Annotated in this window: 26 protein-coding genes and 1 tRNA gene; 21 read left to right on the top strand and 6 right to left on the bottom strand. The window is 75.0% G+C overall.

The annotated features are described in order from the left end of the window. Nucleotides 1-60: 60 nt before the first annotated feature. From M3673_RS10190 to M3673_RS10130, 13 genes are all read left to right on the top strand, one after another. Complete coding sequence (locus tag M3673_RS10190; protein WP_193661072.1) at nucleotides 61-840, top strand: enoyl-CoA hydratase/isomerase family protein; 780 nt, start codon at nucleotides 61-63, stop codon at nucleotides 838-840. A gap of 78 nt (nucleotides 841-918) precedes the next feature. Further along, nucleotides 919-1341 carry a hypothetical protein gene (locus M3673_RS10185; RefSeq protein ID WP_251533430.1) on the top strand — a complete coding sequence of 141 codons (423 nt, stop codon included), beginning with the start codon at nucleotides 919-921 and terminating at the stop codon, nucleotides 1339-1341. Nucleotides 1342-1491: 150 nt separating this feature from the next. Continuing rightward, on the top strand, nucleotides 1492-2289 hold the full coding sequence (locus M3673_RS10180) for an electron transfer flavoprotein subunit beta/FixA family protein (RefSeq protein WP_056864167.1): 798 nt from the start codon (nucleotides 1492-1494) through the stop codon (nucleotides 2287-2289). Between the two features lie 19 nt (nucleotides 2290-2308). After that, a complete protein-coding gene (locus M3673_RS10175; protein WP_056864168.1) occupies nucleotides 2309-3262 on the top strand; it encodes an electron transfer flavoprotein subunit alpha/FixB family protein in 954 nt (317 codons plus the stop codon). A gap of 138 nt (nucleotides 3263-3400) precedes the next feature. Beyond that, on the top strand, nucleotides 3401-4702 hold the full coding sequence (locus tag M3673_RS10170; RefSeq protein WP_251533427.1) for a glutamate-5-semialdehyde dehydrogenase: 1302 nt from the start codon (nucleotides 3401-3403) through the stop codon (nucleotides 4700-4702). A 30-nt stretch (nucleotides 4703-4732) separates the two neighbouring features. Continuing rightward, nucleotides 4733-4897: a hypothetical protein gene (locus tag M3673_RS10165; protein WP_156697867.1), complete on the top strand. Its 165-nt coding sequence runs from the start codon at nucleotides 4733-4735 to the stop codon at nucleotides 4895-4897. A 19-nt stretch (nucleotides 4898-4916) separates the two neighbouring features. Continuing rightward, a complete protein-coding gene (gene nadD, locus M3673_RS10160; protein WP_285839318.1) occupies nucleotides 4917-5597 on the top strand; it encodes a nicotinate-nucleotide adenylyltransferase in 681 nt (226 codons plus the stop codon). Beyond that, nucleotides 5594-5971 (top strand): ribosome silencing factor, encoded by a 378-nt coding sequence (gene rsfS / locus M3673_RS10155; protein ID WP_251533420.1) that lies wholly within the window; start codon nucleotides 5594-5596, stop codon nucleotides 5969-5971. Before nadD ends, rsfS begins: the two co-directional genes overlap by 4 nt. Continuing rightward, nucleotides 5968-6600, top strand: a complete 633-nt coding sequence (locus tag M3673_RS10150; protein ID WP_251533415.1) for a histidine phosphatase family protein — start codon at nucleotides 5968-5970, stop codon at nucleotides 6598-6600. Before rsfS ends, M3673_RS10150 begins: the two co-directional genes overlap by 4 nt. A 116-nt stretch (nucleotides 6601-6716) precedes the next feature. Next, nucleotides 6717-6789, top strand: a tRNA-Ala gene (locus M3673_RS10145). A 162-nt stretch (nucleotides 6790-6951) separates the two neighbouring features. Further along, on the top strand, nucleotides 6952-7233 hold the full coding sequence (locus M3673_RS10140) for a hypothetical protein (RefSeq protein ID WP_251533413.1): 282 nt from the start codon (nucleotides 6952-6954) through the stop codon (nucleotides 7231-7233). 9 nt (nucleotides 7234-7242) lie between these two features. After that, nucleotides 7243-8094, top strand: coding sequence for an FHA domain-containing protein (locus M3673_RS10135; protein ID WP_251533409.1), 852 nt, complete (start codon nucleotides 7243-7245; stop codon nucleotides 8092-8094). A gap of 74 nt (nucleotides 8095-8168) precedes the next feature. Next, the gene (locus tag M3673_RS10130) at nucleotides 8169-8696 is read left to right on the top strand and encodes a Dps family protein (protein ID WP_056864174.1); all 528 of its coding nucleotides are present in this window, start codon (nucleotides 8169-8171) and stop codon (nucleotides 8694-8696) included. A gap of 16 nt (nucleotides 8697-8712) precedes the next feature. Here M3673_RS10130 and M3673_RS10125 read toward each other — a convergent pair whose 3' ends face one another. Further along, nucleotides 8713-9360, bottom strand: a complete 648-nt coding sequence (locus tag M3673_RS10125) for an acetoacetate decarboxylase family protein (protein ID WP_251533407.1) — start codon at nucleotides 9358-9360, stop codon at nucleotides 8713-8715. Continuing rightward, nucleotides 9357-10862, bottom strand: a complete 1506-nt coding sequence (locus M3673_RS10120) for an NAD(P)/FAD-dependent oxidoreductase (protein WP_251533405.1) — start codon at nucleotides 10860-10862, stop codon at nucleotides 9357-9359. The genes M3673_RS10125 and M3673_RS10120 overlap by 4 nt, the downstream gene beginning before the upstream one ends. A 57-nt stretch (nucleotides 10863-10919) precedes the next feature. Between M3673_RS10120 and M3673_RS10115 the strand changes: the two genes are divergently transcribed. Then, nucleotides 10920-11951, top strand: a complete 1032-nt coding sequence (locus tag M3673_RS10115) for an AraC family transcriptional regulator (protein ID WP_251533403.1) — start codon at nucleotides 10920-10922, stop codon at nucleotides 11949-11951. A 74-nt stretch (nucleotides 11952-12025) separates the two neighbouring features. Next, nucleotides 12026-14233, top strand: a complete 2208-nt coding sequence (locus M3673_RS10110) for a PhoX family phosphatase (RefSeq protein WP_251533401.1) — start codon at nucleotides 12026-12028, stop codon at nucleotides 14231-14233. A gap of 49 nt (nucleotides 14234-14282) precedes the next feature. Here the strand turns inward: M3673_RS10110 and M3673_RS10105 are convergent, their stop codons facing one another. After that, on the bottom strand, nucleotides 14283-15086 hold the full coding sequence (locus M3673_RS10105; RefSeq protein ID WP_251533399.1) for an SDR family NAD(P)-dependent oxidoreductase: 804 nt from the start codon (nucleotides 15084-15086) through the stop codon (nucleotides 14283-14285). Between the two features lie 49 nt (nucleotides 15087-15135). Between M3673_RS10105 and M3673_RS10100 the strand changes: the two genes are divergently transcribed. The 6 genes from M3673_RS10100 (at nucleotide 15136) to holA (ending at nucleotide 24204) form a co-directional block, all read left to right on the top strand. Beyond that, complete coding sequence (locus M3673_RS10100) at nucleotides 15136-16041, top strand: alpha/beta hydrolase (RefSeq protein ID WP_251533397.1); 906 nt, start codon at nucleotides 15136-15138, stop codon at nucleotides 16039-16041. A 169-nt stretch (nucleotides 16042-16210) separates the two neighbouring features. Next, complete coding sequence (leuS, locus tag M3673_RS10095) at nucleotides 16211-18697, top strand: leucine--tRNA ligase (protein ID WP_193661562.1); 2487 nt, start codon at nucleotides 16211-16213, stop codon at nucleotides 18695-18697. 4 nt (nucleotides 18698-18701) lie between these two features. Continuing rightward, a complete protein-coding gene (locus tag M3673_RS10090) occupies nucleotides 18702-19574 on the top strand; it encodes a DegV family protein (RefSeq protein WP_251533395.1) in 873 nt (290 codons plus the stop codon). A 130-nt stretch (nucleotides 19575-19704) separates the two neighbouring features. Continuing rightward, entirely contained in the window at nucleotides 19705-20760 is a 1056-nt protein-coding gene (locus M3673_RS10085) for a ComEA family DNA-binding protein (RefSeq protein WP_251533393.1), read from the top strand. Nucleotide 20761: 1 nt separating this feature from the next. Next, nucleotides 20762-23104 (top strand): ComEC/Rec2 family competence protein, encoded by a 2343-nt coding sequence (locus M3673_RS10080; RefSeq protein ID WP_251533391.1) that lies wholly within the window; start codon nucleotides 20762-20764, stop codon nucleotides 23102-23104. A 71-nt stretch (nucleotides 23105-23175) separates the two neighbouring features. Beyond that, nucleotides 23176-24204, top strand: a complete 1029-nt coding sequence (holA, locus tag M3673_RS10075; RefSeq protein ID WP_056864183.1) for a DNA polymerase III subunit delta — start codon at nucleotides 23176-23178, stop codon at nucleotides 24202-24204. 90 nt (nucleotides 24205-24294) lie between these two features. Here holA and rpsT read toward each other — a convergent pair whose 3' ends face one another. From rpsT to M3673_RS10060, 3 genes are all read right to left on the bottom strand, one after another. Beyond that, complete coding sequence (gene rpsT / locus M3673_RS10070; protein WP_056864184.1) at nucleotides 24295-24555, bottom strand: 30S ribosomal protein S20; 261 nt, start codon at nucleotides 24553-24555, stop codon at nucleotides 24295-24297. Between the two features lie 146 nt (nucleotides 24556-24701). After that, nucleotides 24702-25124: a phosphotransferase gene (locus tag M3673_RS19810; protein WP_251533382.1), complete on the bottom strand. Its 423-nt coding sequence runs from the start codon at nucleotides 25122-25124 to the stop codon at nucleotides 24702-24704. A 539-nt stretch (nucleotides 25125-25663) separates the two neighbouring features. Next, nucleotides 25664-26617, bottom strand: a complete 954-nt coding sequence (locus M3673_RS10060) for a phosphotransferase (RefSeq protein ID WP_251533380.1) — start codon at nucleotides 26615-26617, stop codon at nucleotides 25664-25666. Between the last annotated feature and the right edge of the window lie 86 nt (nucleotides 26618-26703).

Genomic DNA, 26703 nt, shown 5'->3' with positions numbered 1-26703 from the left:
ACCGACCGCAGCACCGACCGCAGGACGACCGCAGGACGACGACAGGGAAAGAGGACGACGATGGGTGAGCTCGTGCGGCTGGAGGTCGCCGACGGCGTCGGCACCATCCGGCTCGACCGGCCGAAGATGAACGCCATCAGCGTGCAGGTGCAGGAGGAGATCCGCGCCGCGGCCGCCGAGGCCACCGACCGCGACGACGTGCGCGCCGTCGTCGTCTACGGCGGCGAGCGCGTCTTCGCCGCCGGCAACGACGTCAAGGAGATGGCCGACATGTCGCACGTCGACATGGTCAAGCGGTCGGGCCCCCTGCAGTCGGCGGTCACCGCGGTGGCCCGCATCCCCAAGCCCGTCGTCGCCGCCGTCACCGGCTACGCCCTCGGCGGGGGCTGCGAGCTGGCCCTGGCCGCCGACGTCCGCTTCGCCGCCGACGACGCCGTGCTCGGCCAGCCCGAGGTGCTGCTGGGCATCATCCCCGGCGCCGGCGGCACCCAGCGGCTCAGCCGCCTGGTCGGCCCGAGCCGCGCCAAGGACATCATCTTCACCGGACGCTTCGTGAGGGCCGAGGAGGCGCTGGCCATCGGCCTGGTCGACCGGCTCTACCCCGCCGCGTCGGTCTACGAGGAGGCCGTGGCCTGGGCGCGCCAGTTCAGCACGGCAGCGGCGTACGCCGTGCGCGCGGCCAAGGAGTGCGTGGACCGCGGCCTGGAGACCGACCTCGAGACCGGCCTGGAGATCGAGCGCCAGCAGTTCGCGGCGCTCTTCGCCACCCGCGACCGCGAGATCGGCATGACCTCCTTCGTGGAGCAGGGCCCGGGCAAGGCGGTCTTCGAGGGGCGCTGAGCCCGCTGAGACCACCTGACCCCCTCGGGGCCGGTGTGCCATCCTTCCCCGAGGATCCGACCGACGAAGGAGTCACCCGTGGCACGACTGGCCGACCGACTGGGCAACCGACGGGGCAAGCGGGGCGAGACCGCGACGCAGGAGGAGACGACCGCGGCCGAGAGCCCGGCGCGCGCGCCGCGGCGCGACCGTGGCGCCGCCGTCGCCGCCGTCCGACTGCGCCTGGCCCAGGTGGTGTGGGCGGTCTTCGTGCTCTGCGCCCTCGCCCTGGCGGTCGGTGCGCTGCTCATCGCGGTCGACGCCAACCCCGACAACGGACTGGTGTCCTTCGTGAAGGAGACCGCCGACGCCGTCGACCTCGGGGTCTTCTCCCGCGAGGACGGCATCATGAAGTTCGACGGACAGAACGCCGGCACCAAGAACGCCCTGGTCAACTGGGGCCTCGGGGCGGTCGCCTACCTCGTGGTGGGCCGCGTCCTCGAGCGCGTCATCCGTCCCTGAGCAGGGCCGCAGAGCGACGCAGGACCCTGACAGCGACGCTGTCAGGCATGTGAGATAGCCAACCAGTGAGGCGTGTACCGCCGGAAGTGACTCGGCGGTAACCTCGAGGTCACATCGAGTGCACAGGAGGGGCCGTCCAGGCCATCTGCCATGAACATCATTGTCTGTGTGAAGTACGTGCCCGACGCCACTGCCGACCGGCAGTTCGAGTCGGACAACACCGTGGACCGCGTGGGCGTCGACGGGCTGCTCAGCGAGCTCGACGAGTACGCCGTCGAGCAGGCGCTGCAGCTCAAGGAGAAGGCCGGCGACGACACCACCGTCACCGCTCTCTGCGTCGGCCCCGACAAGGCCGTCGACGCCGTGCGCAAGGCGCTGCAGATGGGTGCCGACAAGGGCATCCACGTCACCGACGAGGCCATCGCCGGCTCCGACTACATCGCCACCTCGCTGGTGCTGGCCAAGGCCATCGAGAAGGCCGGCTCGGAGCAGGCCGTCGACCTGGTCATGTGCGGCATGGCCTCGACCGACGCCTCGGGCAGCGTGATCCCGGCGATGCTCGCCGAGCGTCTCGACCTGCCCCAGGTGACCTTCGCCTCGGTCATCGAGACCCAGGGCGACCAGATCCGGGTCAAGCGCGACTCCGACACCGCCACCGAGGTCATCGGGGCCACCTTCCCCCTCGTGCTGTCGGTCACCGACCAGACCGGCGAGGCCCGCTACCCCTCCTTCAAGGGGATCATGGCGGCGAAGAAGAAGCCGATGGAGACCTGGTCGCTGTCCGACATCGGCGTCGACGCCGGCGAGGTCGGCCTGTCGGTCGCCTGGAGCGAGGTCGAGGACACCACGGCCCGCCCGCCGCGCACCGCCGGCGAGATCGTGACCGACGAGGAGGGCTCGGGCGCCACGGCGCTCACGGGCTTCCTCGCCTCCAAGAAGTTCATCTGAGGACGAGGAGCACACACCCATGACTGAGGTCCTGGTCGTCGTCGACCACGTCGACGGCGCTATCCGCAAGCCGACCTTCGAGCTGATCGCGCTGGCCAAGCGCCTCGGCTCGCCCTCCGCGGTGTTCTTCGGCGGAGCCGACGCCTCCGCCGCGGCCGCCGAGAAGCTCAAGGCCTTCGGTGCCGACAAGATCTACGTCGTCGACGACGCCGAGATCAAGGGCTACCTGGTGGCTCCCAAGGCCGAGGCGCTTCAGCAGCTGGTCGAGAAGACCTCGCCCGCCGCGGTGCTGCTGGTCTCGGGCTACGAGGGCAAGGAGGTGGCCGGTCGCCTGGCCATCAAGACCGGCTCCGGGCTGATCACCGACGCCGTCGACGTCGAGGACGGCGGCGTGACCACGCAGAGCGTCTTCGCCGGCAACTACACCGTCAAGGCGAAGGTCACCAAGGGCACCCCGATCATCACGGTCAAGCCCAACTCCGCCACCCCCGAGGAGACCGCGGGCGCCGGTGAGGTCGAGCAGTTCGCCGCCACCGTCTCCGACGCGGCCAAGAAGGCGCAGATCGTCGCCGCCCAGCCGCGCCAGGCCACCGGTCGCCCCGAGCTGACCGAGGCCGCGATCGTGGTCTCCGGTGGTCGTGGCACCGGCGGCGACTTCGCCCCCATCGAGGGCCTGGCCGACGCTCTCGGCGCGGCCGTGGGCGCCTCGCGCGCCGCGGTCGACTCCGGATGGATGCCCCACAGCTTCCAGGTGGGACAGACCGGCAAGACGGTCTCGCCGCAGCTCTACGTCGCCAACGGCATCTCCGGCGCGATCCAGCACCGCGCCGGCATGCAGACCTCCAAGACCATCGTGGCGGTCAACAAGGACGAGGAGGCGCCGATCTTCGAGCTCGTCGACTTCGGCGTCGTGGGCGACCTGCACGCGGTGCTCCCCGCCGCGACCGAGGAGATCAACCAGCGCAAGGGCTGAGCCCGACCCGCGTCAGCGGGCCCGCACGACACCGCCAGGGGCGGCCCCCACCCGGGGGCCGCCCCTGGCGTGCGTCCGGCCCGCGAGAGCGACCGGTCGCGACGGGCGCCGGCACGCTCCGCGCACTAGCCTCGCGCCATGAGCACGGGTCACGAGGTCGACGGGGTCGGCGGGGCGGACGAGCGGACGGTCGAGCAGGTCCACGAGGTGGCGCGGCGGGCGCGCGCCGCGAGCCACCCGCTGGCCCTGGCCACCCGGGCCCGCAAGGACGCCGTGCTGCACGCGATGGCCGACGACCTGCTCGCGCGCGCCACGGAGGTCCTGGCGGCCAACGCCACCGACGTGGCTCGCGCCGAGGCCGCCGGCACGCCGGCGGGCATCGTCGACCGGCTGCGGCTCACCCCGGAGCGGGTCGCGGGCATGGCCCAGGGCCTGCGCGACGTGGCCGCGCTGCCCGACCCGGTGGGGGAGGTGGTGCGGGGCGGCACGCTCGCCAACGGGCTCGAGCTGCGCCAGCTCCGGGTGCCGTTCGGGGTCGTCGGCATGATCTACGAGGCGCGCCCCAACGTCACCGCCGACGCCGCGGGCATCTGCCTGAAGTCGGGCAACGCCGTGCTGCTGCGGGGCAGCTCGAGCGCCCGGGCCAGCAACGCCGCGCTCGTCGACGTGCTGCGCGACGCGGTCGCCCGCGCCGGCGACGGCGAGATCGACCCCGACGTCGTCCAGCAGGTGCCGGGGGAGACCCGCGGCTCGGTCACGGCCCTGATGCGGGCCCGCGGCCACGTCGACGTGCTCATCCCGCGCGGTGGGGCCGGTCTGATCGCCGCCGTGGTGGAGGGCTCGACCGTGCCGGTGATCGAGACCGGCGTCGGCAACTGCCACGTCTACGTCGACGCCGCGGCCGACCTCGACAAGGCCCTCGCGATCGTGCTCAACGCCAAGACCCACCGGCCCAGCGTCTGCAACGCCGCCGAGTCGCTGCTGGTGCACGCCTCGCTGGTCGACACCTTCCTGCCGCGGGTCGTGCGCGCCCTGCAGGACGCCGGGGTCACGGTGCACGGCGACCCGGTGGTGGCCCGCCTCGACGGCGTCGTGCCCGCCACTGACGAGGACCACGCCGCGGAGTACCTCTCCCTCGACATCTCCGCGGCCGTGGTCGCCTCGGTGGAGGAGGCGGTCGACCACGTGCGCCGCTTCTCCAGCGGCCACAGCGAGGCCATCGTCACCGAGGACCAGGGTGCGGCGCGCCGCTTCGTGGCCGCCGTCGACTCCGCGGCCGTGCTCGTCAACGCCTCCACCCGCTTCACCGACGGCGGGGAGCTCGGCTTCGGCGCCGAGATCGGCATCAGCACCCAGAAGCTCCACGCACGCGGGCCCATGGGGCTGCCGGAGATGACCTCGACCAAGTACGTCGTCACCGGTGACGGCCACGTGCGCTGAGCCCGGAGCCCGACCGGTAGGCTGTGGGGCATGACCGCCGCTCAGCTCGTGCAGAACCTCGTCCTCGTCGCCTCCGAGGAGGAGCACGAGATCAACCACCTGCTCTCCTGGGGCATCGGCGTGCTGACCCTCGGCATCCTGCTGGGTCTCGCCTTCGCGCTGGCGGCCTTCGGCGCCGGGCGCGAGCACAGCTGAGCAGCATGAGGCTGTCCCGATGACCGTCGGCCCCGGCGGACGGCGCCGCCGCGTCGGCGTCATGGGCGGCACGTTCGACCCGATCCACCACGGGCACCTCGTGGCGGCCTCAGAGGTCCAGGCCTGGTTCGACCTCGACGAGGTCCTCTTCGTGCCCACCGGCGACCCGTGGCAGAAGTCCGACCGCGACGTCTCGCCGGCCGAGGACCGCTACCTGATGACGGTCATCGCCACGGCGGCCAACCCGCGCTTCAACGTCAGCCGCGTCGACATCGACCGCGACGGGCCGACGTACACGATCGACACGCTGCGCGACCTGCGCGCCAGCCACCCCGACGCCGACCTCTACTTCATCACCGGCGCCGACGCGCTGGCCGACATCTTCACCTGGCGCGACGCCGAGGAGCTCTTCTCCCTGGCGCAGTTCGTCGGGTGCACGCGGCCGGGCTACGAGATGGACGCCCAGACGCTGGCCGCCATCCCGGCCGACCGCGTGACGATGGTGGAGATCCCCGCCCTGGCGATCTCCTCCAGCGACTGCCGCGACCGCAAGCGGCGGGGCGAGCCGGTCTGGTACCTCGTGCCCGACGGGGTCGTGCAGTACGTCGCCAAGCACGACCTCTACCCCCAGCAGACCCCGCGGCGCACCGCCGACCACCCCGAGCCCGACCTCACCCACGACCTGTCCGGAGCCCCATGACCGCCACCGACCACGCCCTCGAGCTCGTGCACGCCGCCGCGCGCGCCGCCTCCGACAAGCTCGCCCAGAAGATCGTCGCCTTCGACGTCAGCGAGCAGCTGGCCATCACCGACGCCTTCGTCATCGCCTCGGCCACCAACGACCGGCAGGTCAAGGCCATCGTCGACGCGGTCGAGGACGCCCTGCGCGAGATCGGCGCCAAGCCGATCCGCCGCGAGGGCGAGCGCGACGGCCGCTGGGTCCTCATCGACTACGGCGAGGTCGTCGTGCACGTGCAGCACGAGGAGGAGCGCGGCTTCTACGCCCTCGAGCGGCTCTGGCGCGACTGCCCCGCGATCGCGCTGCCGGCCGACGTCACCTCCCCCCAGCGTTGAGCGCTGCCGCCCCGCGGCGGCTGGTGCTGCTGCGCCATGGGCGCACCGCGTGGAACCACGCGCGCCGGGTGCAGGGCCACGTCGACGTCGAGCTCGACGAGGTGGGCCACCAGGAGGCCCGTGCGGCCGCTCCCGAGGTCGCCCGGCTGCGTCCGAGCCTGCTGTGGAGCTCCGACCTGCTCCGCGCGCGCCAGACGGCGTCCTACGTCGCCGCCGCGACCGGTCTCGAGCCGTCCTACGACGAGCGGCTGCGCGAGTTCCACCTCGGCGAGCGCCAGGGCCTGACCCACGACGAGTACGCCGCGGCCGACGCCGAGGAGTTCGCGCTGTTCCGGCTCGGGCACTACGACGCCGCCCCGGGCGCCGAGCCGACCCACGAGGTGGGGGAGCGCATGCGCGCCGCGCTCGGCGACCTGCTGGCCTCCCTGGCGCCGGGGGAGTGCGGGGTGGCCGTGACCCACGGGGCCGCCGCTCGCGTCGCCGTCGGCGCGGTGCTCGGGTGGCCCGCGGGGCAGTTCCGCACGCTGCGGGGGCTGGGCAACTGCGGCTGGGTCGAGGTCGTGGAGCACCCGGCCGGTGGCCTTGCGCTCGACGCCTACAACCGCGTCGCCGCAGGTCAGGGCGCCTGACACGTCGACCACCGCGCCCGCGCGACGCGCGGGCGACACCCGGATTTCACATCCGGGAAGACGTGTGGCTAGTATTCCGGACGTCGCCGAGGCGGGGGAACCCGGCTCGAGACGGCGGGGCTGTGGCGCAGCTGGTAGCGCATCTGCATGGCATGCAGAGGGTCAGGGGTTCGAGTCCCCTCAGCTCCACCGACACGAACGAGGCGGATCCCACCGGGGTCCGCCTCGTTCGTCATTTCTCCCCCTCGTGGGTGACTGCGCGAGGTGACGCCTTGTCGACCCGGGTGAAGTGGATCACTCTGTGGAGATATACCTCGACACCGTGTTGAGGTTCTTCCCTCAGGAGGCGTCATGACCACCATCCACCCCGACGGGCCCCGATCCGTCAGCAGCCAGTCGCTCGACGGCGAGCCCGGCGAGGTCGTCGACTGGACCGACCTCGGGCGCAGCATGTGGGACTTCCTCACCGGTCGGCAGGCGGCCATCCACTACCGCTTCGAGGACATGGCCGTCGAGGTGCCGCGCGACACCGGCTCCAACGCCCCCCGCGCGACGTGGAAGGTCCACGGCACCCTCACCATCACCACGACCGACGCCGCCGTCTCGCCCGCCTCCGCCACCGGGGAGCGCTGAGCGGTGGCGGTGAGGGTCGCGGCCGACCTCGAGGTCAGGCTGCAGCGCGGCGCGGGTGACCCCGGCGGCGAGGGCGACGTCGTGCTGCACCTGCGGGGCCACGACAGCCGGCTGACGCTGGAGGTCAGCGACCCGGCCGCCTTCGCGGGCTCCGCCGACGCCCCGGCCGTGCGCGCCTTCGCGGAGTCGCTCGCCGCGAGCGGCGTCGTCGTCCGCGTGGTGCACGACGGTCGGCTCCTGGTGTGCCTCGGCGCGGTCAGGGCGCCGTGGTGGCAGCGGCGGGCCACCGGCTCGGCCCGGATCCGTCTCGGCAGCCTCCGCGGCGCGGTGACCTCGGCCCGCGCCCGCGCCCGGCGGGCCCCGGCGGTGCTGCCGAGCGCCTCCCTGCTGCCGCCGACCACGATGTGGCCGATCGCCCCGACCTTCGCCCGGCGCTCGCGCCGGCGGGTGACGGGCACCCACGACCCGGCCCGCGGCGGATCGGCGCGCCTGGTGCTGGTGCGCGAGGACGTCTGGGGAGGGGAGCGGCAGCCGATCTTCTGGCTCGGCGACGGCGTCACCATCGGCTCCGACCCCACCTGCGACGTCGTGCTGCGCGGCCTGGCGCCGCTGCACGCCCGGGTCGAGCACGACGAGGAGGACGAGTACGTCGTGCGCGCGGTCGAGGGCGACGTGCGGGTCCATGGCGCGCGTGTGCTCGGGTCGGTGCTGCGCAGCGGCGCCCGTGTCGACCTCGGGCCGCACCACCTGGCCTACTACCGCGAGGAGCACGCCGACCACGGACGGCCCTACTACGGGCGCATCGGCGGTGAGCTGGGGCGCCAGCGACCGCAGCCCCCCGACGACCGGCCGGCCGTTTAGGTCAGCCTCACCTTTCTGGAACCGTTCCAGAGAACCTGCTTGAGTGGGGACACCACCGAGGAGAGGAACCACCCATGACCGACGTCCTGCACAGCGAGACCACCCACGTCGCCCGCCCGCCCTTCACCGCCTCCGAGCGACTGGCGGCCCACCTGCAGCAGATGAGCGTCGACCTCATCGACCTGCACGTGCAGGGCAAGCAGGCCCACTGGAACGTCGTCGGCCTGAACTTCCGCGACCTGCACCTGGCCCTCGACGAGGTCGTCGACGCCGCCCGCGAGTTCTCCGACACCGTCGCCGAGCGCATGCGCGCCATCTACATCACCCCCGACGGGCGCTCGGCGACGGTCGCCGCCCAGACGAGCCTGCCGCAGTTCCCCGCGGGCGAGGTCAACACCGCCGACACCGTCGACCTCATCACCGGCGCGATCTACGCCACCACCGGCACCGCGCGCCGCATCCACGACGAGGTCGACGCGGAGGACCCCACCACCGCCGACATCCTCCACACCGTCATCGAGCGCCTCGAGCAGCTGGCCTGGATGATCGACGCCGAGAACCGCGTCGCCGGTCGCAGCCTGCCGCGCCCGCTGCACGGCTGAGCGGGCTCGGGAGCGGTCAGCGCCTGGGGACGGGAGCGGCGCCGAAGCGCATCGCGAAGTCCTCGGCCACCGCGCTGGTGACCGGCGAGGCGCCGCGCAGCCAGGCCAGCGCACCCTCGGGCTCGACGGTCCACCGGGCCCGGGCGGGGCGCACCCGCCCGGTGGCCCGGATCGGGCTGGCCACGGTGGCACCGTCGCGGGTCTGCACCACGTGGGAGCGCAGGGGCAGCGGCAGTCGCAGGCCCGGCAGCCGCCGGGGCGCGGTCTCGACCGAGGCCAGCGGCCCGTCGTCGGTGCGTGCGCCGATCCGGTCGGGCGCGGGGGAGGAGAAGCTGGCCAGCTCCTTGGGGATGCCCCACAGGCCGCGGCCGCCGGCCCGCGAGACCTCGCTGTCGACCCAGATGTCGGTGATCGACAGCGCCAGCCCCCGGCCGTGGCGCACCACCACGGCGGCGAGCAGCTCGTCGTAGGCCATCAGGCCCCGCTCGTCGTAGCGCACGAAGGCGGTCGCCGCGAGTGCGCGGCCGCGCAGCACCACCGGCCGCACGCCCGCCGGCAGTGCGGGCAGGTCGCCGACGGGCACCGCCCAGGCGGTGAGCCGGCCCGTGCCGGTGAGGTCCCACGGCTCGGGCGGGTAGGCGCCGGCCGGCTCGGCCGCGCTCACGACACGTCCTCCAGCTGCGACCAGTCGACGCGGGCGGTGCGCTCCTGGTACTCCTGCACCCGCCCGGGCCAGTTGGTGCTGATCCGGCCGCCCTCGACGTACCAGCTCGAGCAGCCGGCCCAGGCGCTGCGCGCCAGCCGGGTCTGCATCTCCTCGTCGTAGGCGTCGTAGACCTCCGCGCGCGGGGCGACCCCGCGGGCGCGGCCGTCGGCGATGCCGCGGGCGACCTGGGCGATCCACCCGGCCTGCGCCTCCATCATGGTGATGATCGAGCTGCCCCCCAGGTTGGTGTTGGGCCCGTAGACGCAGAACAGGTTGGGGAAGCCCGCCACGCCCACGCCGAGGTGGGCGCGCGCGCCACCGCGCCACTGCTCGGCGAGGGTCCGGCCGCCCGGGCCCACGACCTCGACGCCGTCGAGGAAGCGGGTCGCGGCGAAGCCGGTGCCCCAGATCACGACGTCGACCTCGTGGAGCACGCCGTCGGCGGTGCGCACGCCGGTCGGCTCGACGCCGGCCACGGCGGTGTCGACCACCTCGACGTGGTCGCGGTCGAGCGCGGGGTACCAGTCGTTGCTGAACAGCAGCCGCTTGCACCCGATCGGGTAGTCCGGCACGAGCCGGGCCCGCAGGGCGGCGTCGCGCACCTGGCGACGCAGGTGCAGCCGCCAGACCGCCCGCAGGCCGCGGTTGATGGCCGGCGTCAGCGGCGACTCCCCGACGAGGGCGGCGTTGAGCCGCTCGGTGAGCCAGAACCACGAGCGCCGCTCGGCGCCCATCAGGGCCGGCACCCGGTCGAAGACGCGGTGGTGCCGCTCGCCCCACTCCTGGTCGGGCTTGGGCACGACGTAGGGCGCGGAGCGCTGGAAGACCGTCAGCGCGCCGACCCGGTCCACGATGCCCGGCACGAACTGGATCGCGCTGGCGCCGGTGCCGACCACGGCCACGCGCTTGCCGGTGAGGTCGACGTCGTGGCGCCACTGCGCGGAGTGGAAGGACGGGCCCGCGAAGGAGTCGGCGCCCGGCAGGTCGGGCACGACCGGCTCGGAGAGCTGACCGGTGGCGGTCACCACCACGTCGGCCTCGTACGTCGCGCCCTCGGCCGTCGCCACGGTCCAGCTCCGTGCCTCCTCCGACCAGCGCAGCGAGGTCACGGTGCGTCCGGTCTCCACGTGGTCGAGCAGCCCCTCCCGGGCCGCGGTCTCGCGCAGGTAGGCGAGGATCTCCGGCTGGGTGCCGTAGCGGTGCCGCCAGTCGGTCTTCACCGCCCACGACCAGGAGTAGAGCGGCGAGGGCACGTCGCAGGCGGCCCCGGGGTAGGTGTTGTCGCGCCAGACGCCGCCGGCGGCCTCGGCCCGCTCGAGCACGGTGACGTCGGTGAGGCCCCGCTCGCGCAGGGCGCGCACGACGCCGAGGCCTCCGAAGCCGGCTCCGACCACGACGACACGGGGGACACGGGGGCTACGGGGGACACGGGGGCCCTGCGCGGGCGTGCTGGTGACCATGCCCCGACGCTAGGGCGCCGGTTGCCGCCGGGGGAGCGGTCGGGGAGGATCGGCTTGATGATTCCGGACAACCTGCCCGCCCCCGCGGCCGCCGACTGGGACTTCCCGCGCTCGGCCCTCGGGGTCGCTCTGCTCGTGCGGCACGCCGTGCGCGCCGGGCTGGCCCCCGAGGCCGCCCTGGCCGGCACCGGCCTGGCGGTGGACCACCTCGAGGCGCCGGGGGCCGTGGTGACCGCCGCGCAGGAGCTGCGGGTCGTGCGCACGCTCCAGCGCCACCGCCCGGGGTCGGGGGCCGAGGTGGGGGCGTCCTACGACGCGAGCACCTTCGGGGTGCTCGGGCTGGCCCTGCTCTCCAGCCGCACCGTGCGTGACGCGGTCGAGGTGGCGCTGCGCTACGTCGACCTCAGCCACGCCTTCGCGATCCCACGCGCCGGGCTCGTCGACGGCCGGCTCGTGGTCGACCTCGACGGGTCGGGGCTCCCGGCCGACGTGCGCGCGTTCCTCCTCGCCCGCGACGCCACCGCCGTCGACACCGTCCTGGCCTCGCTGGTGCCCGGGGGCGTGGGCGCCCGGCTGAGCCTCGGCGCCGACCGGGCCCGCCTCGAGGTCGACGCAGCCGAGCTCGACCGTCCGCTGCCGCGCCCCACCGGTCGCGCCGCCGCGCAGGTCGACCGGCTCGCCGAGCAGCTGTGCCTGCAGGCCGTGGCCCGCCGGCGCGAGCGCACCGGAGTGGCCCAGGAGGTGCGCGTGCTCATCACCCAGCGCCTCGCGGCCGGAGCGCCGATGCCCGAGGTCGCCTCGGCCCTCGGGCTCAGCGAGCGCACGCTGAGGCGCCGGCTGGGAGCCGCGGGCACGACGTACCGCGAGCTGCTGGAGGAGGTGCGGGCCCCGCTGGCCGCCGAGCTGCTGGGCGCCGGGCTGCCGGTGGCCGAGGTGGCGCGGCGGCTGGGCTACGCCGAGACCGCGGCCCTCACCCACGCGCACCGACGCTGGACCGGCGGACCCCCGTCGAGCGCGCGCCGGGAGCACCCTGCGTTCACCCAGAGGTCACCGCGACCCCACCTGCAGGCCCCCTCCCGCACCACCTGACCTTCCTAGGGTGCGGCCGTCGCCCGCGGACACCGCGGGCCACCACGACGATCGATCATGGAGAGCCCATCCCGATGACGACCACCCCCACCACCCCGGTCAGCCCGATCAGCCCCACCGCCGCGGACGCGCCGACCGCGCGCCGCAGCCTGCCGCTCGTGCCCGTGCCCTCGGGCACCCGCCACGGCTCGCGCAGCTACGCCACCTGCTTCTTCCGCTGCGGCCTGGCCTGCGACCACCCCGAGCCCAACCAGACCGGCCACGGCCACGTCCAGGACGAGATCGTCAAGGCCGTCGCCCGCCGCTCCGTGCTCAAGGGCGCGGCGACCACCTCCGGCGCGCTCGTGCTCGGCGGCCTCACCGCCGGCGCCCTCGGCGGCGCGGCGGCCGCGGCGCCCACGGCCCCCGGCGCTCCCTCGGCCAAGCCGATGGGCGGCGACCTGGCCCGCACGGCGTTCGCCCCGGTCGGGCCCAACAAGCGCGACGCCGTGACCGTGCCCCGCGGCTTCGACCACTCCGTGGTCATCAGCTGGGGCGACCGGGTCGTGGCCGGCGCGCCGCGCTTCGACGCCTACGCCCAGACCCCCGAGGCCGCCAAGACCCAGTTCGGCTACAACTGCGACTACGTCGGCGTGCTCCCGCTGCCCGGCAAGGGCGGCAAGGGCGGCAAGGGCGGCAAGGGCAAGGGCGGCCAGCAGTACGGCTACCTGGCCCGCGACTTCGACCAGGCGCTCCTGGTCGTCAACCACGAGTACACCGACGAGAACCTCATGTTCCCGACCGGCGTCTACACCGCCGACCAGGTCAAGGCCATCGCCATGGCCAGCCACGGCATGTCGGTGGTGCAGATCAAGCGCGCCAAGGTCGACGGCGACTGGCTGCCGGTCAGCGACCTGCGGCGGGCCCGCTACAACCGCCGCCTCCACATCGACACCACCTTCGTCGTCGACGGGCCCGCCGCCGGCGACGAGCGCCTGCGCACCAGCGCCGACCCGACCGGCACGAAGGTGCTCGGCACCCTCAACAACTGCGCCGGCGGCACGACGCCGTGGGGCACGGTGCTCTCGGGGGAGGAGAACTTCAACCAGTACTTCGACGCCCCCGACGGCCTCGACGAGCGCTACACCGCGCAGTACGCCCGCTACGGCATCAGCGGCAAGGGCAAGGGCTGGAACACGGTGGACCCGCGCTTCGACCTCAGCGCCGAGCCGCACGAGCCGCACCGCTTCGGCTGGATCGTCGAGGTCGACCCCTTCGACCCCGACAGCGCCCCGCGCAAGCACACGATGCTGGGCCGCTTCAAGCACGAGGGCGCCAACGTCGTCATCGCCGAGGACGGCCGCGCCGTGGCCTACATGGGTGACGACGAGCGCGGTGACTACCTCTACAAGTTCGTCTCCGCCGGCACCTTCGACGACGCGGGCTCCGAGCGGGCCAAGCGCCGCAACCTGCGCCTGCTCAGCGCCGGCACCCTCTACGTCGCGCGCCTCACCGGCGACGGCGCCGAGGACGGCGTCTCCGACGGCACGGGCGAGTGGATCCCGCTGTGCAGCGACACCGAGTCCTTCGTCGAGGGCATGTCGGTGGCCGACGTGCTGCTCTTCACCCGCCTGGCCGCCGACAAGGTCGCCCCGACCCGGATGGACCGCCCCGAGGACGTCGAGCCCAACCTGGTCAACGGCAAGGTCTACGCCGCGCTGACCAACAACTCCAACCGCGGCACCGCCGCGCTGCCCACCGACGAGCCCAACCCGGTCGGCTCCTCGATGGTCCGCGCCTCGCTCGGCGCCCCGCTGACGCAGGCCTCGGGCAACCGCAACGGCTACGTGCTGGAGATGACGCCGGGCAGGGGCGGCCACGCGGGCACGACCTTCACCTGGGACCTCATGCTGGTCTGCGGCGACCCCGCGGCGCAGGAGACCTACTTCGCCGGCTTCGACAAGTCGCAGGTCAGCCCGATCAGCTGCCCCGACAACGTCACCTTCTCCGACGACGGCTCGCTGTGGATCTCCACCGACGGCAACGTGCTCGGCTCCAACGACGGCGTCTTCCGCGTGCCGACCTCGGGACCCGACCGCGGCAAGGTCGAGCAGTTCGTCACCGTGCCGCGCGGCGCGGAGGCCTGCGGGCCGCTGGTGACCGACCGCAACCGGTCGCTGTTCTTCGCCGTGCAGCACCCCGGCGAGGCCGACACGGCCACCTTCGAGGCCCCGCAGAGCACCTGGCCCCACACCGACGACTTCCCGCGCCCGTCGGTGGTCGTCGCCTTCCGCCGGGCCTGACGGCGCTCCTCGCGCCCGTCCGGAGCGGCACCGGGCGGGCGCGGGGCGCTCACGTGATGGTGAGGCCGCCGTCGACCGCGAGCGTCTGGCCGGTGACGTAGCCGCCGGCCGGCGAGGCCAGCCAGACCACCGTGGCGGCCAGCTCGGCGGGGTCGCCCTTGCGTCCTGCCGGGATGCGCTGCTGCATCGACTCGAGGTAGCCCTCGGGGTACTGCTCGGTCATCTCGGAGGCGAAGAAGCCCGGGGCGATGGCGTTGACCCGGATGCCCTTGCGTCCGGTCCACTGCTGGGCCAGGTCGCGCGTGAGGCCGATGAGGCCGGCCTTGGACGCGGCGTAGGCGGCCTGGGGGAGACCCGCGGTGGTGAGGCCGAGCACCGAGGAGATGTTGATGATCGACGAGCCGTGGCCCATCACCCGTCCGCAGGCCTGTGCCATCCAGTAGCAGCCGTTGAGGTTGACGTCGATGACCCCGCGGAACTGCTCGGGCGTCTCGCGCGTGGCGGGCACGGCGGTGCCGATCCCGGCGTTGTTGACCAGGACGTCGACGTGGCCGAACTCCTCCACGGCCAACGCCACGAGCCGGTCGCACGACGCGGGGTCGGCCACGTCGGTGGCCACCGGCAGCGCCGTGCGGCCCGCGGCGCGCACCAGGGCGGCGGTCTCCTCGAGGCGGTCCACCCGCCGGGCGCCGAGCACGACGTCGGCGCCGGCCTGGGCCAGGGCCTGGGCGAAGGCGACCCCGAGGCCGCTCGAGGCGCCGGTCACGACGGCGACCCTGCCGTCGAGGCGGAACATGTCGGAGACGGTGCGCGGGCGGTCGGAGGAGGTGTCGGTCGTGGTGGGGTCGGTCATGGCGTGATCGTAGGCACACCGGGGCCGTCGGTGGCCTAGGGTCCGAGACGTGCGCCACGACCTCACGATCCCCAGCCACGGCACGTCCCTCGCGGCCTGGCACGTCCCGGCCACCACCGACGCCTGGGCCGGGCCGGCCGGGCGACCGGTCGTCGTCATGGCCCACGGCTTCGGCTGCACCCGCGACTCGGGCCTGCTGCCCTTCGCCGAGCGCTTCGCCGCGGCCGGCGCCGACGTGGTGCTCTTCGACTACCGCGGCTTCGGCGCCTCGGCGGGGGAGCCGCGCACGCTGGTGGACCACCGTCGCCACCGCGAGGACTACGCCGCGGTCGTGGCGCACGTGCGCGGCCTGCCCGGCCTCGACCCCGAGCGGGTGGTGCTGTGGGGCAGCTCCTACTCCGGTGGGCACGTCGTCGCCGTGGCCGCCGACGACCCCCGGATCGCGGCGGTCGTCTCCCAGGGCGCCGCCATGGACGGGCTGGCGGCGGTGCGCGAGATCCTGCGCTACGCCGGCCCGCGCCAGCTGCTGCGCCTCACCGGTCACGCCCTGCGCGACGCGGCCGGCCACGCGCTGGGCCGCCCCGACCACCGCATCGCGGTCGTGGGCGAGCCCGGGTCACTGGCCGCGATCACCTCCCACGACGGCGTCGACGGCTACGCCGCGATCGCCGGACCCGGCTTCCGCAACGACACGCCGGCGCGCGCGATCCTCCCGATCGCGACCAACCGGCCCGTCGCGCGCGCCCGCCGGCTGCGGATGCCGCTCTTCCTGCTCGTGGCCGCCGACGACACCATCGCGCCCCCGGCGGCGGTCGAGCGCGTGGCCGAGCGGGCCCGGGGCCGGGTGGTCGTGGAGCGCCTCGACGTGGGGCACTTCGACATCTACCTCGGCGAGCCCTTCGAGCGCTCCGTGGCGGCCCAGGTGGAGTTCCTCGGCTCCGTCGTGGGGCGCTAGGATGAGGCCATGACCACGTCGGCCCTGCTTCTCGGCCAGCCGCGCTGATCCTCCACCGATCGCGCGGCCACCCCTCCCTGCGAGGGGTTTTTTCATGTGGCGACACCGCCAGCACCAGCACCAGGACCAGCACCGGCCCGGCCGTCAGGGCCGGCACCAGGAGACCACGATGACGCAGGACCGCACCACGCACGCCGAGACCGAGGCGGCGACGTACGACGTCGTGGCGACCGAGGAGAAGTGGCAGCGGGTCTGGGAGGAGCTCGACCCCTTCCGGGCCGACGACGACTCCCCGCGCGAGAAGCGCTACGCGCTCACGATGTTCCCCTACCCCAGCGGCGACCTGCACATGGGCCACGCCGAGGTGTTCGCGCTGCACGACGTCATCGCGCGCTACTGGCGCATGCGCGGCTTCGAGGTGCTCGACCCGATGGGCTGGGACTCCTTCGGCCTGCCGGCCGAGAACGCCGCGATCCGCAACGACGAGCACCCGGCGACCTACACCTACGCCAACATCGAGACCCAGGCCGCCTCGATGCGCCGCTACGGCCTGGCCTTCGACTGGTCGCGCCGGCTGCACACCTCCGACCCGGAGTACTACCGCTGGACGCAGTGGCTGTTCCTGAAGTTCCGCGAGCGTGGCCTGGCCTACCGCCGCAAGAGCCCGGTCAACTGGTGCCCCAACGACCAGACGGTGCTGGCCAACGAGCAGGTCGTCGACGGCGCCTGCGAGCGCTGCGGCGCGGTGGTCACCAAGCGTGACCTGACGCAGTGGTACTTCAAGACCACCGAGTACGCCGAGCGGCTGCTGACCGACCTCGACCAGGTGGCCGACCGCTGGCCGAACCGCGTCGTCACCGCCCAGCGCAACTGGATCGGCCGCTCCGAGGGCGCCCACGTCGACTTCGCCGTCGAGGGCCGCGAGCAGCCGGTCACCGTCTACACCACCCGCCCCGACACCCTCTTCGGCGCGACCTTCATGGTGGTCGCCGCCGACGCCGACCTGGCCGCCGAGCTGGTCAGCGACGCGCAGCGGCCGGCCTACGAGGCCTACCTGGAGGAGATCCGCAGGGCCTCCGACATCGAGCGGCTGGCCACCGACCGGCCCAAGAGCGGCGTCGACCTCGGGGTCACCGCGACCAACCCGCTGACCGGCGAGCGGCTGCCGGTGTGGGCGTCGGACTACGTGCTCGCCGACTACGGCACCGGCGCCATCATGGCCGTGCCCGCCCACGACCAGCGCGACCTCGACTTCGCCCGCGCCTTCGACCTGCCCGTGCGCCGCGTGGTCGACACCGGCGAGCCCGACCCCGCCGAGAGCGGCGTCGCCACCAGCGGCGACGGGGCCTACGTGTCCTCCGGGGAGCTCGACGGCCTCACCGACAAGGCCGCCGGCATCAGCCGAGCCATCGAGCTGCTGGAGGAGCGCGGCACCGGCACCGGCACGGTCAACTACCGCCTGCGCGACTGGCTGCTGAGCCGGCAGCGCTTCTGGGGCTGCCCGATCCCGATCATCCACTGCCCCTCCTGCGGCGAGGTGCCCGTGCCGGAGGACCAGCTGCCCGTCGAGCTGCCCGAGCTCAAGGGCGCCGACCTCAAGCCCCGGGGCGTCTCCCCGCTGGCCGCGGCCAGCGAGTGGGTCGACGTCGCCTGCCCGACCTGCGGCGGCGCGGCGAAGCGCGACAGCGACACGATGGACACCTTCGTCGACTCCTCCTGGTACTTCCTGCGCTTCACCTCGCCGGGCTACACCGAGGGGCCCTTCGACCCCGAGAAGCTGCGCGAGTGGGGGGCGGTCGACCAGTACGTCGGCGGCCTCGAGCACGCCGTGCTGCACCTGCTCTACGCCCGCTTCTTCACCAAGGTCCTGCACGACATGGGCATGCTCGACTTCGTCGAGCCCTTCGAGGCGCTGCTGGGCCAGGGCGTCGTGGTCAACCAGGGCCGCAAGATGAGCAAGTCGCTGGGCAACGGCGTCAACCTCGGCGAGCAGCTCGACGCCTTCGGCGTCGACGCGGTGCGCCTGACACTGGTCTTCGCCAGCCCGCCCGAGGACAACATCGACTGGGCCGACGTGTCCCCGTCGGGCTCGCAGAAGTTCCTCCAGCGGGCCTGGCGCCTCAGCGGTGACGTCACCTCGGCGGCGGGCACCGACCCGACCGGCGGCGACGCGACGCTGCGCTCGCAGACCCACCGCACGATCCGCGACGCCGCCGAGCTGGTCGAGGGCCACCGCTTCAACGTGATGGTGGCCCGCGTGATGGAGCTGGTCAACGCCACGCGCAAGGCCGTCGACACCGGCTGCGGCCCGGCCGACCCGGCGGTGCGCGAGGCCGTCGAGACGGTCGCGCAGCTGCTGTCGCTGGTCACGCCGTACGTCGCGGAGGAGATGTGGGAGCGGCTGGGCCACGAGCCCACCGTCGCCCAGGTCGCCTGGCCCGAGGTCGACCCCGCGCTGCTGGTGGAGCAGTCGGTCACCGCGGTCGTGCAGGTGCAGGGCAAGGTCAAGGCCCGCCTGGAGGTCGACCCCGGCATCGACGGCGAGGCCCTGGAGGCGCTGGCCCTCGCCGACGCCGACGTGCAGCGTGCCCTCGACGGGCGCGAGGTGCGCAAGGTCGTGGTGCGGGCCCCGAAGCTCGTCAACATCGTGGTCTGAGCGCGTGCCCGCCGGTCGCGTCGTCGTCGTCACCGACTCGACCGCCAGCCTCCCCGGGGAGCTGGCGGCCGGGCTCGGGATCGTCGTGGTGCCGCTGCAGGTGGTGATCGGCGCCAGCGCCTACGACGAGGGCGAGGCCGAGGGCGAGGCGACCCCGGCCCTGGTGGCGGCGGCGCTGCGGGAGTGGACGCCGGTGTCGACCTCGCGCCCCTCGCCCGAGCTGCTGCTCGAGACCTACGAGCGGGCCGCGCGCGGCGGGGCGGAGGTGATCGTGTCGGTGCACCTGTCGGGTCAGATGAGCGGCACGGTGGAGTCGGCCCAGCTGGCCGCGCGCCGGGCGTCGGTGCCGGTGGAGGTGGTCGACACCGAGCAGGTCGGCATCGGCACCGGCTACGCCGCCCTGGCCGCCGCCCGTGCCGTGGCCGGCGGGGCCGACGCCGCGACGGCCGCCGCGGCCGCCCGCGAGCGCGGCCGCGCCACCACCTCGCTGTTCTACGTCGACACGCTGGAGTACCTGCGCCGCGGCGGGCGCATCGGCACCGCCGCAGCACTCTTCGGCGGCGCGCTCGCGGTCAAGCCGCTGCTCCAGATCGCCGAGGGCCGGGTGGCGCCGCTCGAGCGTGTGCGCACCTCCGGCCGCGCACTGGGTCGCCTCGAGGAGCTCGCGGTGCAGGCGGCCGCAGCGGCCGGCGGACCCGTGGAGGTCTCGGTGGCCCACCTGGCCAACCCCGAGCGCGCCGCCCAGCTGGTGGAGCGGCTCGCCGGACGGCTCGACGTCGAGCTGGCCGGCGAGGAGATCTCCTGCGGCGAGCTCGGCGCCGTGCTCGGGGCCCACGTCGGGCCCGGCATGATCGCGGTCTGCGTCGCTCCCCGCTGAGGTCCGCACGCGCCCGCGGCCGGTCGCGGGGGCGCCCACCTCTCATGCACAGGGCGCCGCGGATGCTCGCCGGTCCACAGGCGGCCTGCGGTCGCCGCGACGGGCCGCGGTGGCTTCGTAGCGTGCCGGCATGCGCACCCGACCCCGCCCCGAGCACCAGGAGGCCGTCGCCCGTCGGCTGGCCCTGCTGACCGCCGAGCTCGACGCCGCGCGTGCCGCCGGCGGGGAGCAGCCGTGGTGGGACGGGCACACCCGGGTCGCCGGGGAGCAGCCACCGCTGCGGCTGGTGCCGGCGCCGACGGAGGGCCGGGAGCCCGGCCCGGGGCGGTGGCCCGGGTCGGCCCCTCCTGCGGACGGTGCCGCGGCCCCTGCTGCGGCCGCTGATGCGGACGCTGCGGTGGGCGGTGCGGTGGGCGGTGCGGTGGTCGTGCCGGTGCCGGGGCGGCACGCCGCGAGGCGCTCGGGGGTCGGGGTGGGGCGGTCCTGGGCCGCGCGCCTGCCCGCGGTCCCGCTGCAACCGGGCCACGTGGCCGCCCTCGCGCTGATGGTGGCGGCGGCGCTGGCGCTCACGTGCTGGTGGGTGGTGCGGTCCGACCCGGCCGTGGAGGCTGCGCCCGCCGCCGCCGCCGCCGGGCCCGAGGCGGCGCCCTCTCCGCTGGTCCCGACCACGCCCGAGGCGTTCGGCGCCGCCCCGACCGGCGCGGTCGGGGCGGAGGCGTCGGGGGAGGCGTCGGGGGAGGCCGCCACGGTCACCGTGGACGTCACCGGCAAGGTGCGCCGACCGGGCATCGCGGTGCTCGAGGCGGGCTCGCGGGTGGTCGACGCCCTCGAGGCCGCGGGCGGGGCCCGCCCCGGGGTCGACCTGGCGGGGCTCAACCTGGCCCGTGTGCTCGTCGACGGGGAGCAGGTGGTCGTGGGGGTCGCGGCCGTGGCCGCACCCGCCCCGGCGGCGGTCCCCGGCGCGGTCCCCGGGCCCGAGGCGGGTGCGCCCGTGGCCACGGTGAGCCTCAACAGCGCCACCCAGGCCGAGCTGGAGGCCCTGCCCGAGGTCGGGCCGGTGACGGCGCAGGCCATCCTCGCCTGGCGCGAGGAGCACGGCGGCTTCACCTCGGTGCAGGAGCTGCTCGAGGTCGACGGCATCGGCGACGCCACGCTGGCCCAGATCGCCCCCCACGTGACCCTCTGAGGTGCGCGACCCCCGGATGGCCCTGGTGGGGCTGGCGGCGTGGACCGGCGCCCTCGCCGGCACGCTCCTCACGCTCGGCTGGGCGGCGCTGGTGCTCGCCGCGGCCCTCGTCGGCGGAGCCGCGCTGGCCCGTCGCCGCCCCGGCACCCGTGCGCTCGTGGCGGCGCTGCTCAGCGTGCTGGTCGCCGTCGGGGTCGTCGCGGTGCTGCGGGCCGCGGTCGTGCGCGACGGGCCGGTGGCCGACCTCGCCGCCGAGCGTGCGGTGGTCGACCTGGAGGGCACGGTGGTCAGCGACCCGCGCCCGGTGCAGGGCGCCTTCGAGGAGCAGGTGATCGTGCGCCTCGACGTCGACCGCGTGGTCGGGCGTGGTCGGGCGTGGCGGCTCTCCGCGCCCGTGGTGGTGCTCGGCGGCGCCGACTGGGCCGCGGTGCCGCTCGGTGCGCGGGTGAGCACCAGCGGGCGGCTGGCGCCCTCCGACTCCCGCGGCGGCGACGAGGTCGCGGCGCTGCTGGTCGGCGCCGACGCGGTGGCCACCCTCGAGGGCCCCGACGTGTGGTGGCGCGGCGCTGCCGGCGTACGGGCCTCGCTGCGGGCGGCGGTCGAGCACCGTCCCGCGGCCCAGCGGGTGCTCGTGCCCGCGCTGGTCGTGGGCGACGACGCCGGCCTCGACCCCGGGGTCGCCGAGGACTTCCGCACCACCGGGCTGACCCACCTCACCGCGGTGTCCGGCACCAACCTCACGCTCGTCGTGGGGTTCGTGCTCCTCCTGGCGCGCTGGGTCGGGGTGCGCGGGCGCTGGCTGGTGGTCGTCGGCGCCCTCGGCATCGTCGGCTTCGTCCTGCTCGCGCGCACCGAGCCCAGCGTCGTGCGCGCGGCTGCGATGGGGGCGGTGGGGCTGCTGGGCCTGGGCCGCAACGGCCGGCAGCGCGGGTTCCGGGCCCTGGGCGTGGCGGTCACCGCGCTGCTGCTCGTCTCGCCCGGACTCGCGACCACGGTGGGGTTCGCGCTGTCGGTGCTCGCGACGGCCGGCATCCTGGTGCTGGCCCCGCCCTGGCGCGACGCGCTGCGGCGCTGGCTGCCACGGTGGGCGGCCGAGGCGGTGGCGGTGCCGGCCGCGGCCCAGCTGGCCTGCACGCCGCTGGTGGCCGCCGTCTCCGGCCAGGTCAGCCTGGTCGCGGTGGTGGCCAACCTGCTGGTGGCCCCTGTCGTCGGCCCGGCGACGGTGCTCGGCCTCGTGGCCGGGCTGGTCGGGCTGGTCTGGCCGGGGCTGGCCACGGTGATCGGCACCGTAGCCGCGTGGTGCGTGGCCTGGATCGTGCTGGTCGCCCGCCGCGGGGCCGACCTCCCCACGGCTGCCGTCGCCTGGGGCACCGGCCCGCTGGCGCTCGTCGTGCTGATCCTCGCCTGCGCCGCCCTGGCGCTGCTGGCACCCCGCGTGCTGCGCAGCCGGGCACTGGGGCCGGTCGCGGTCGGCGTCGTGGTCCTCGTCGCGCTGGTGCGGCTCCCGACGCCCGGGTGGCCCCCGCCGGGCTGGGTGCTGGTGGCCTGCGACGTGGGCCAGGGCGACGCGCTGGTGCTGCGCACCGGCCCGGGGGCCGCGGTGGTGGTCGACGCCGGCCCCGACGCCGCGGCGGTCGACCGCTGCCTGACCGACCTGGGGGTCGAGCAGGTGCCGCTGGTCGTGCTCACGCACTTCCACGCCGACCACGTCGACGGCCTCGCCGGCGTGCTCGAGGGCCGGCGCGTCGACCGCGTCGAGGTGACCTCCGTGCCGGACCCGCCCGGCGGTGTGCAGCACGTGCAGGAGGTCGCTGCGGAGCACGGCGTCGCGGTGTCGACCGTGGCCCACGGCGCGACGTCGCGGGTGGGCGAGGCCACGCTGCAGGTGCTGTGGCCACCGGTGCCGGCCCCGCCGGTGCCCTCCGGGGCCAGCGCCGCCAACGACGCGAGCGTCGTGCTGCTCGTCGAGGTGCGCGGGGTGAGGATGCTGCTCACCGGCGACCTCGAGCCCACCGGCCAGGCGGTGCTCGCCGCGGCCCTGCCGGGCCTGCGCGCCGACGTGCTCAAGCTGCCCCACCACGGCAGCGCCCACCAGGACGAGGCCTTCCTGGAGTCGCTGGCGGCCCGCCTGGTCCTGGTCTCGGTGGGGCAGGACAACACCTACGGCCACCCCTCGCCGCAGGTCGTCTCCGACCTGGAGCGCACCGGTGCGCGGGTGCTGCGCACCGACCTCAGCGGCGACCTGGCCGTCGTCGTCGACCCCGACGGCGCTCTCGGCACCCTCACCCACGAGCCGCTCGGCCCGGCCTCGACCGCGGAGCCGGGCGGCGCCGGCGACCGCTGAGCCCCGCGCGCACGCGGTCGGCCCATGCGCCCGCACGCGCTGTCCCCGGGCTGTGGCAGGCTCGACCCACCATGGCCGCCGCATCGTCCTCGACCCGCTCCGCCGCCCGACCCGCCGGGGGTCGGGGGCCGAGCGCCGCCGACGTCCTGGGCCGGGTCACCCTGGTCACCGGCAAGGAGGAGTTCCTCGGCGAGCGCACCGTCGTCGCCGTGCGCGCCGCGGTCAGGGCCCACGACCCCGAGGCCGAGCTGGCCGACTCGCCCGCCGCCGACCTCACCCTCGCCACCCTGGGGGAGATGTCGGCCGCCTCGCTGTTCTCCAGCACGCGCTGCGTCGTGGTCCGGGCGCTGGAGCACCTCCCGGAGGAGTCGGTGGCCGGCCTGCTGGCCTACGCCGCCGACCCGGTCGAGGACGTCGCGCTCGTGCTCGTGCACGGCGGCGGCGCGAAGGGGTCGGGCGTGCTGGCCAAGCTGCGCAAGCTGCCCGCGGTGACCGAGGTCAAGTCGGCCGAGCTGCGCGCCTCGGAGTACCCCTCGTTCGTGGCCGCCGAGGTGCGCTCCCACGGGGCGCGCATCGACCAGGAGGCGGCTTCCGTGCTGGTGCAGGCCGTCGGCCAGGACCTCCGCTCGCTGGCCGCCGCGGCCCACCAGCTCACCAACGACTTCCTGGGCGAGAACCTCACCGTCGAGAAGGTCAAGCAGTACTTCGGCGGCCGCGCCGAGGCCAAGTCCTTCGCCGTCGCCGACGCCGCCTTCTCCGGCCACACCCGTGCCGCGCTCGAGGAGCTGCGCTGGGCCCTCGACAACGGCGTGGCCTCGGTGCTGGTGACCTCCGCCTTCGCCGGCAGCGCGCGCGGCCTGGCCCGGCTGCGCTCGGCACGAGGTCGCGGCGAGGCCGACCTCGCGCGCGAGGTCGGCGTGCCCCCGTGGAAGCTGCGCACCCTGCGCGACCAGCTGCGCGGGTGGGACGACGACGGTCTGGCCCGCGCGATCCGGGCGGTCGCGCGCGCCGACGCCGACATCAAGGGCGCCGCCAGCGACCCGTCGTACACGCTGGAGCGGCTGGTGCTGACGATCACCGGCCTGCGCACGCAGCGCTGAGCGGGACCGCGCGGTCGGGCCGCGCAGCTGGGCCGGAGAACGACGAAGGCGCCACCCCGGACCGGGGTGGCGCCTTCGTGGTGGACCGGCTCAGAGAGAGGCGGTCTTCTTGGCGATGGCCGACTTGCGGTTCGCCGCCTGGTTCTTGTGGATGACGCCCTTGGAGGCGGCCTTGTCGAGCATGCGCGCAGCGTCGCGGCCGGCGGTGACGGCGGTGTCCTTGTCGCCGGCGTCGGCGGCGGAGCGGAACTTGCGGACGGCGGTCTTGAGGCCGGTCTTGACCGCCTTGTTGCGCTCGTGCGCCTTCTCGTTCTGCTTGTTGCGCTTGATCTGGGACTTGATGTTCGCCACGGATGTGCCTTCGCTTCGAGTCGACGTGTGGTGGTCTGGTGCTGCAGGTCTGCGGTGCGGTCGGCGCAGGCTGCGGCCAGACACGCGACGAGCAAGATTAACAGCGGCGCTCCTGGGCCCCCAAATCGCACCACCCGCACCTCGGGTCACACCCCCAGGCGCCGCGCCGCGCCGCCGAGGAAGCGGGCCGACTCCCGGCGCCGGAAGTCCGCCAGCCCCGGCAGTCCGACGTCACGGGCGGTGTGGGCCCGCAGCGCCAGGTGGGTGCCGAGGCCGGCCAGCACCCCCGTCACGACGTCGTCACCGGCGCGGACCAGGGCGGGCGAGGAGGCCAGGGAGTCGTCGAACCACGGCCGGTCGACCCGCTCGAGCCGGGCCAGCAGCGGGTCGGTCCAGGCCGGCCCGACCCCGAAGGCGCCCCAGTCGAGGAAGACCACGCCGCCGTCGGGGCGCACCAGCAGGTTGTCGTCGCGGATGTCGAAGTGGACCACGTGGTCGACGGGCTCGAGGCGCACTCGGGCCAGGAGCCCGGCCAGCGCGTCGCGCTCGCGGCGGACCCAGGCGGGCACGGCGCGGGCCGGGCACCGGCAGGTCGACGACCCGCTCGGCCATGATGGCGACAAGCCGGTCGGTGGCCTCGAGCAGGGCGGCGGCCTCGGCGTCGTCGTCGAGGTCGGGGTGGCGACCCTCGACGTCCTCGAGCACGAGCGCCACCCAGCCGGCGTCCCCGCCGTGCTCGGCGTCCCCGTCCTCGTCCTCGTCGTAGGAGGCCACGAGGTCGGCCCACAGCGGGCTGGAGCCCAGCAGCCCGAGAGCGTCGCGCTCACGCCGGAAGAGGGTCGGGGTGTGGGGGTTGAGCTCGGCCCCGACCGCCTTGACGAAGGCCCGGCGGCCCGGGGCGCAGGCCACCCGGGCCGCGCACCCCGGCGACATGCCGCCGACCTGGTCGGCGTGGGCCACCACCGGCGAGCCGAGGACGTCGTCCACCCAGCGACGCACGCGCACGGGCACGTCGACCCACGACCGTCGGCTGCCCACGGCGCGCGGGCTCACCTCGCCCTCACCGCGGGACCGGTCGCGGGGCTGGTCACGGGACTGGTCACGGGGCTCACTCCCACCCGCGCCGCTCGCTGAGCCAGTGCCAGCACACGTCGCCCTGCCACCACTGCGCCTCGCGCAGGTGGGGGGAGGTCGGGGGCACGGGGTCGCCGGAGGACTTGAGGAAGTAGCCGGTGACCAGGGCGAGCACGATGTCGACGGCCTCGGGAGCGACGTCGGCGAAGGTCGGGTGGGTGGCGAGCACGGCCTCCACGTCGAGTCCGTCGCCGCGGGGCCCGATGAGCAGCAGCAGGGAGTCGATCCACGGCGCCCCCAGCGCCGGCCAGTTCCAGTCGCAGACCAGGACGCTGCCGTCGGGGCGCACCAGCAGGTTGTCGTCGCGCACGTCGGTGTGCACCAGGGTGCTGCCGGCGGTCACCTCGCGGAAGCGCCCGGCCAGGAGCGCGGCCTCCTCGCGGTGGCGCAGGTCGGGCAGGCTGCGCCGCAGGCTGTCCCAGTACGCCGGGAAGCCGGCGAACTCGGTGGCGAAGTCGGCGGCGCCCGCGACGACGGCCGGGCCGTCCGGGGCCGCGGTCAGCGTCTCGGCAGCGCGGGCCAGGGCCGCCAGCGCGGCGTCGAGGTCGGCGGGGGTCCACGGCCGGCGGGGCGCGCGCGCCTCCACGTGCTCGATGGCCAGCACCACCCAGTCGCCGTCGTCGTGGACCCACCGCAGCCGCGGCGCGGGGGTGGCCGCGGGCAGGGCCGCCAGCGTGCGGGCCTCCGCGCGGTAGGCCTCGGCGAAGGGCCGCTGGGCCTTGACCGAGGCCGCCTTGACGAAGTGGCGGCTGCCGTCGGCGCACACCAGCACCGAGGCCATGCCGGGGGTGAAGCCGGCGCGCTGGGAGCGGGCCTCGACCACGGGGGAGCCGAGGCGCCGCTCGACCCGGGCGCGCAGGGCCGGGGGCAGGAAGGACCACTCGACGCGCCGCGCCGTGCGGCCGTGGGGGATCGTCGTGGGGTGCACGCGGCCATCCTCGGCCACCGGGCCCGTCGGCGGCGACCCACCCCGCGAGGGGAGCCGGGCGTCGTGCCGCGAGCGGAGGGTGGGGC

The organism is Nocardioides sp. P86 (assembly GCF_023712465.1).
GTDB classification, from domain to species: Bacteria; Actinomycetota; Actinomycetes; order Propionibacteriales; family Nocardioidaceae; genus Nocardioides; species Nocardioides kribbensis.
This window is presented reverse-complemented; position numbering and strand designations above follow the sequence as displayed.

Coding starts and splice junctions, on each gene's coding strand:
- M3673_RS10190 (WP_193661072.1), top strand. CDS start 61: ATGGGTGAGCTCGTGCGGCTGGAGGTCGCCGACGGCGTCGGCACCATC.
- M3673_RS10180 (WP_056864167.1), top strand. CDS start 1,492: ATGAACATCATTGTCTGTGTGAAGTACGTGCCCGACGCCACTGCCGAC.
- M3673_RS10175 (WP_056864168.1), top strand. CDS start 2,309: ATGACTGAGGTCCTGGTCGTCGTCGACCACGTCGACGGCGCTATCCGC.
- M3673_RS10170 (WP_251533427.1), top strand. CDS start 3,401: ATGAGCACGGGTCACGAGGTCGACGGGGTCGGCGGGGCGGACGAGCGG.
- M3673_RS10165 (WP_156697867.1), top strand. CDS start 4,733: ATGACCGCCGCTCAGCTCGTGCAGAACCTCGTCCTCGTCGCCTCCGAG.
- nadD (WP_285839318.1), top strand. CDS start 4,917: ATGACCGTCGGCCCCGGCGGACGGCGCCGCCGCGTCGGCGTCATGGGC.
- rsfS (WP_251533420.1), top strand. CDS start 5,594: ATGACCGCCACCGACCACGCCCTCGAGCTCGTGCACGCCGCCGCGCGC.
- M3673_RS10140 (WP_251533413.1), top strand. CDS start 6,952: ATGACCACCATCCACCCCGACGGGCCCCGATCCGTCAGCAGCCAGTCG.
- M3673_RS10130 (WP_056864174.1), top strand. CDS start 8,169: ATGACCGACGTCCTGCACAGCGAGACCACCCACGTCGCCCGCCCGCCC.
- M3673_RS10120 (WP_251533405.1), bottom strand. CDS start 10,862: ATGGTCACCAGCACGCCCGCGCAGGGCCCCCGTGTCCCCCGTAGCCCC.
- M3673_RS10115 (WP_251533403.1), top strand. CDS start 10,920: ATGATTCCGGACAACCTGCCCGCCCCCGCGGCCGCCGACTGGGACTTC.
- M3673_RS10110 (WP_251533401.1), top strand. CDS start 12,026: ATGACGACCACCCCCACCACCCCGGTCAGCCCGATCAGCCCCACCGCC.
- M3673_RS10105 (WP_251533399.1), bottom strand. CDS start 15,086: ATGACCGACCCCACCACGACCGACACCTCCTCCGACCGCCCGCGCACC.
- leuS (WP_193661562.1), top strand. CDS start 16,211: ATGACGCAGGACCGCACCACGCACGCCGAGACCGAGGCGGCGACGTAC.
- M3673_RS10085 (WP_251533393.1), top strand. CDS start 19,705: ATGCGCACCCGACCCCGCCCCGAGCACCAGGAGGCCGTCGCCCGTCGG.
- holA (WP_056864183.1), top strand. CDS start 23,176: ATGGCCGCCGCATCGTCCTCGACCCGCTCCGCCGCCCGACCCGCCGGG.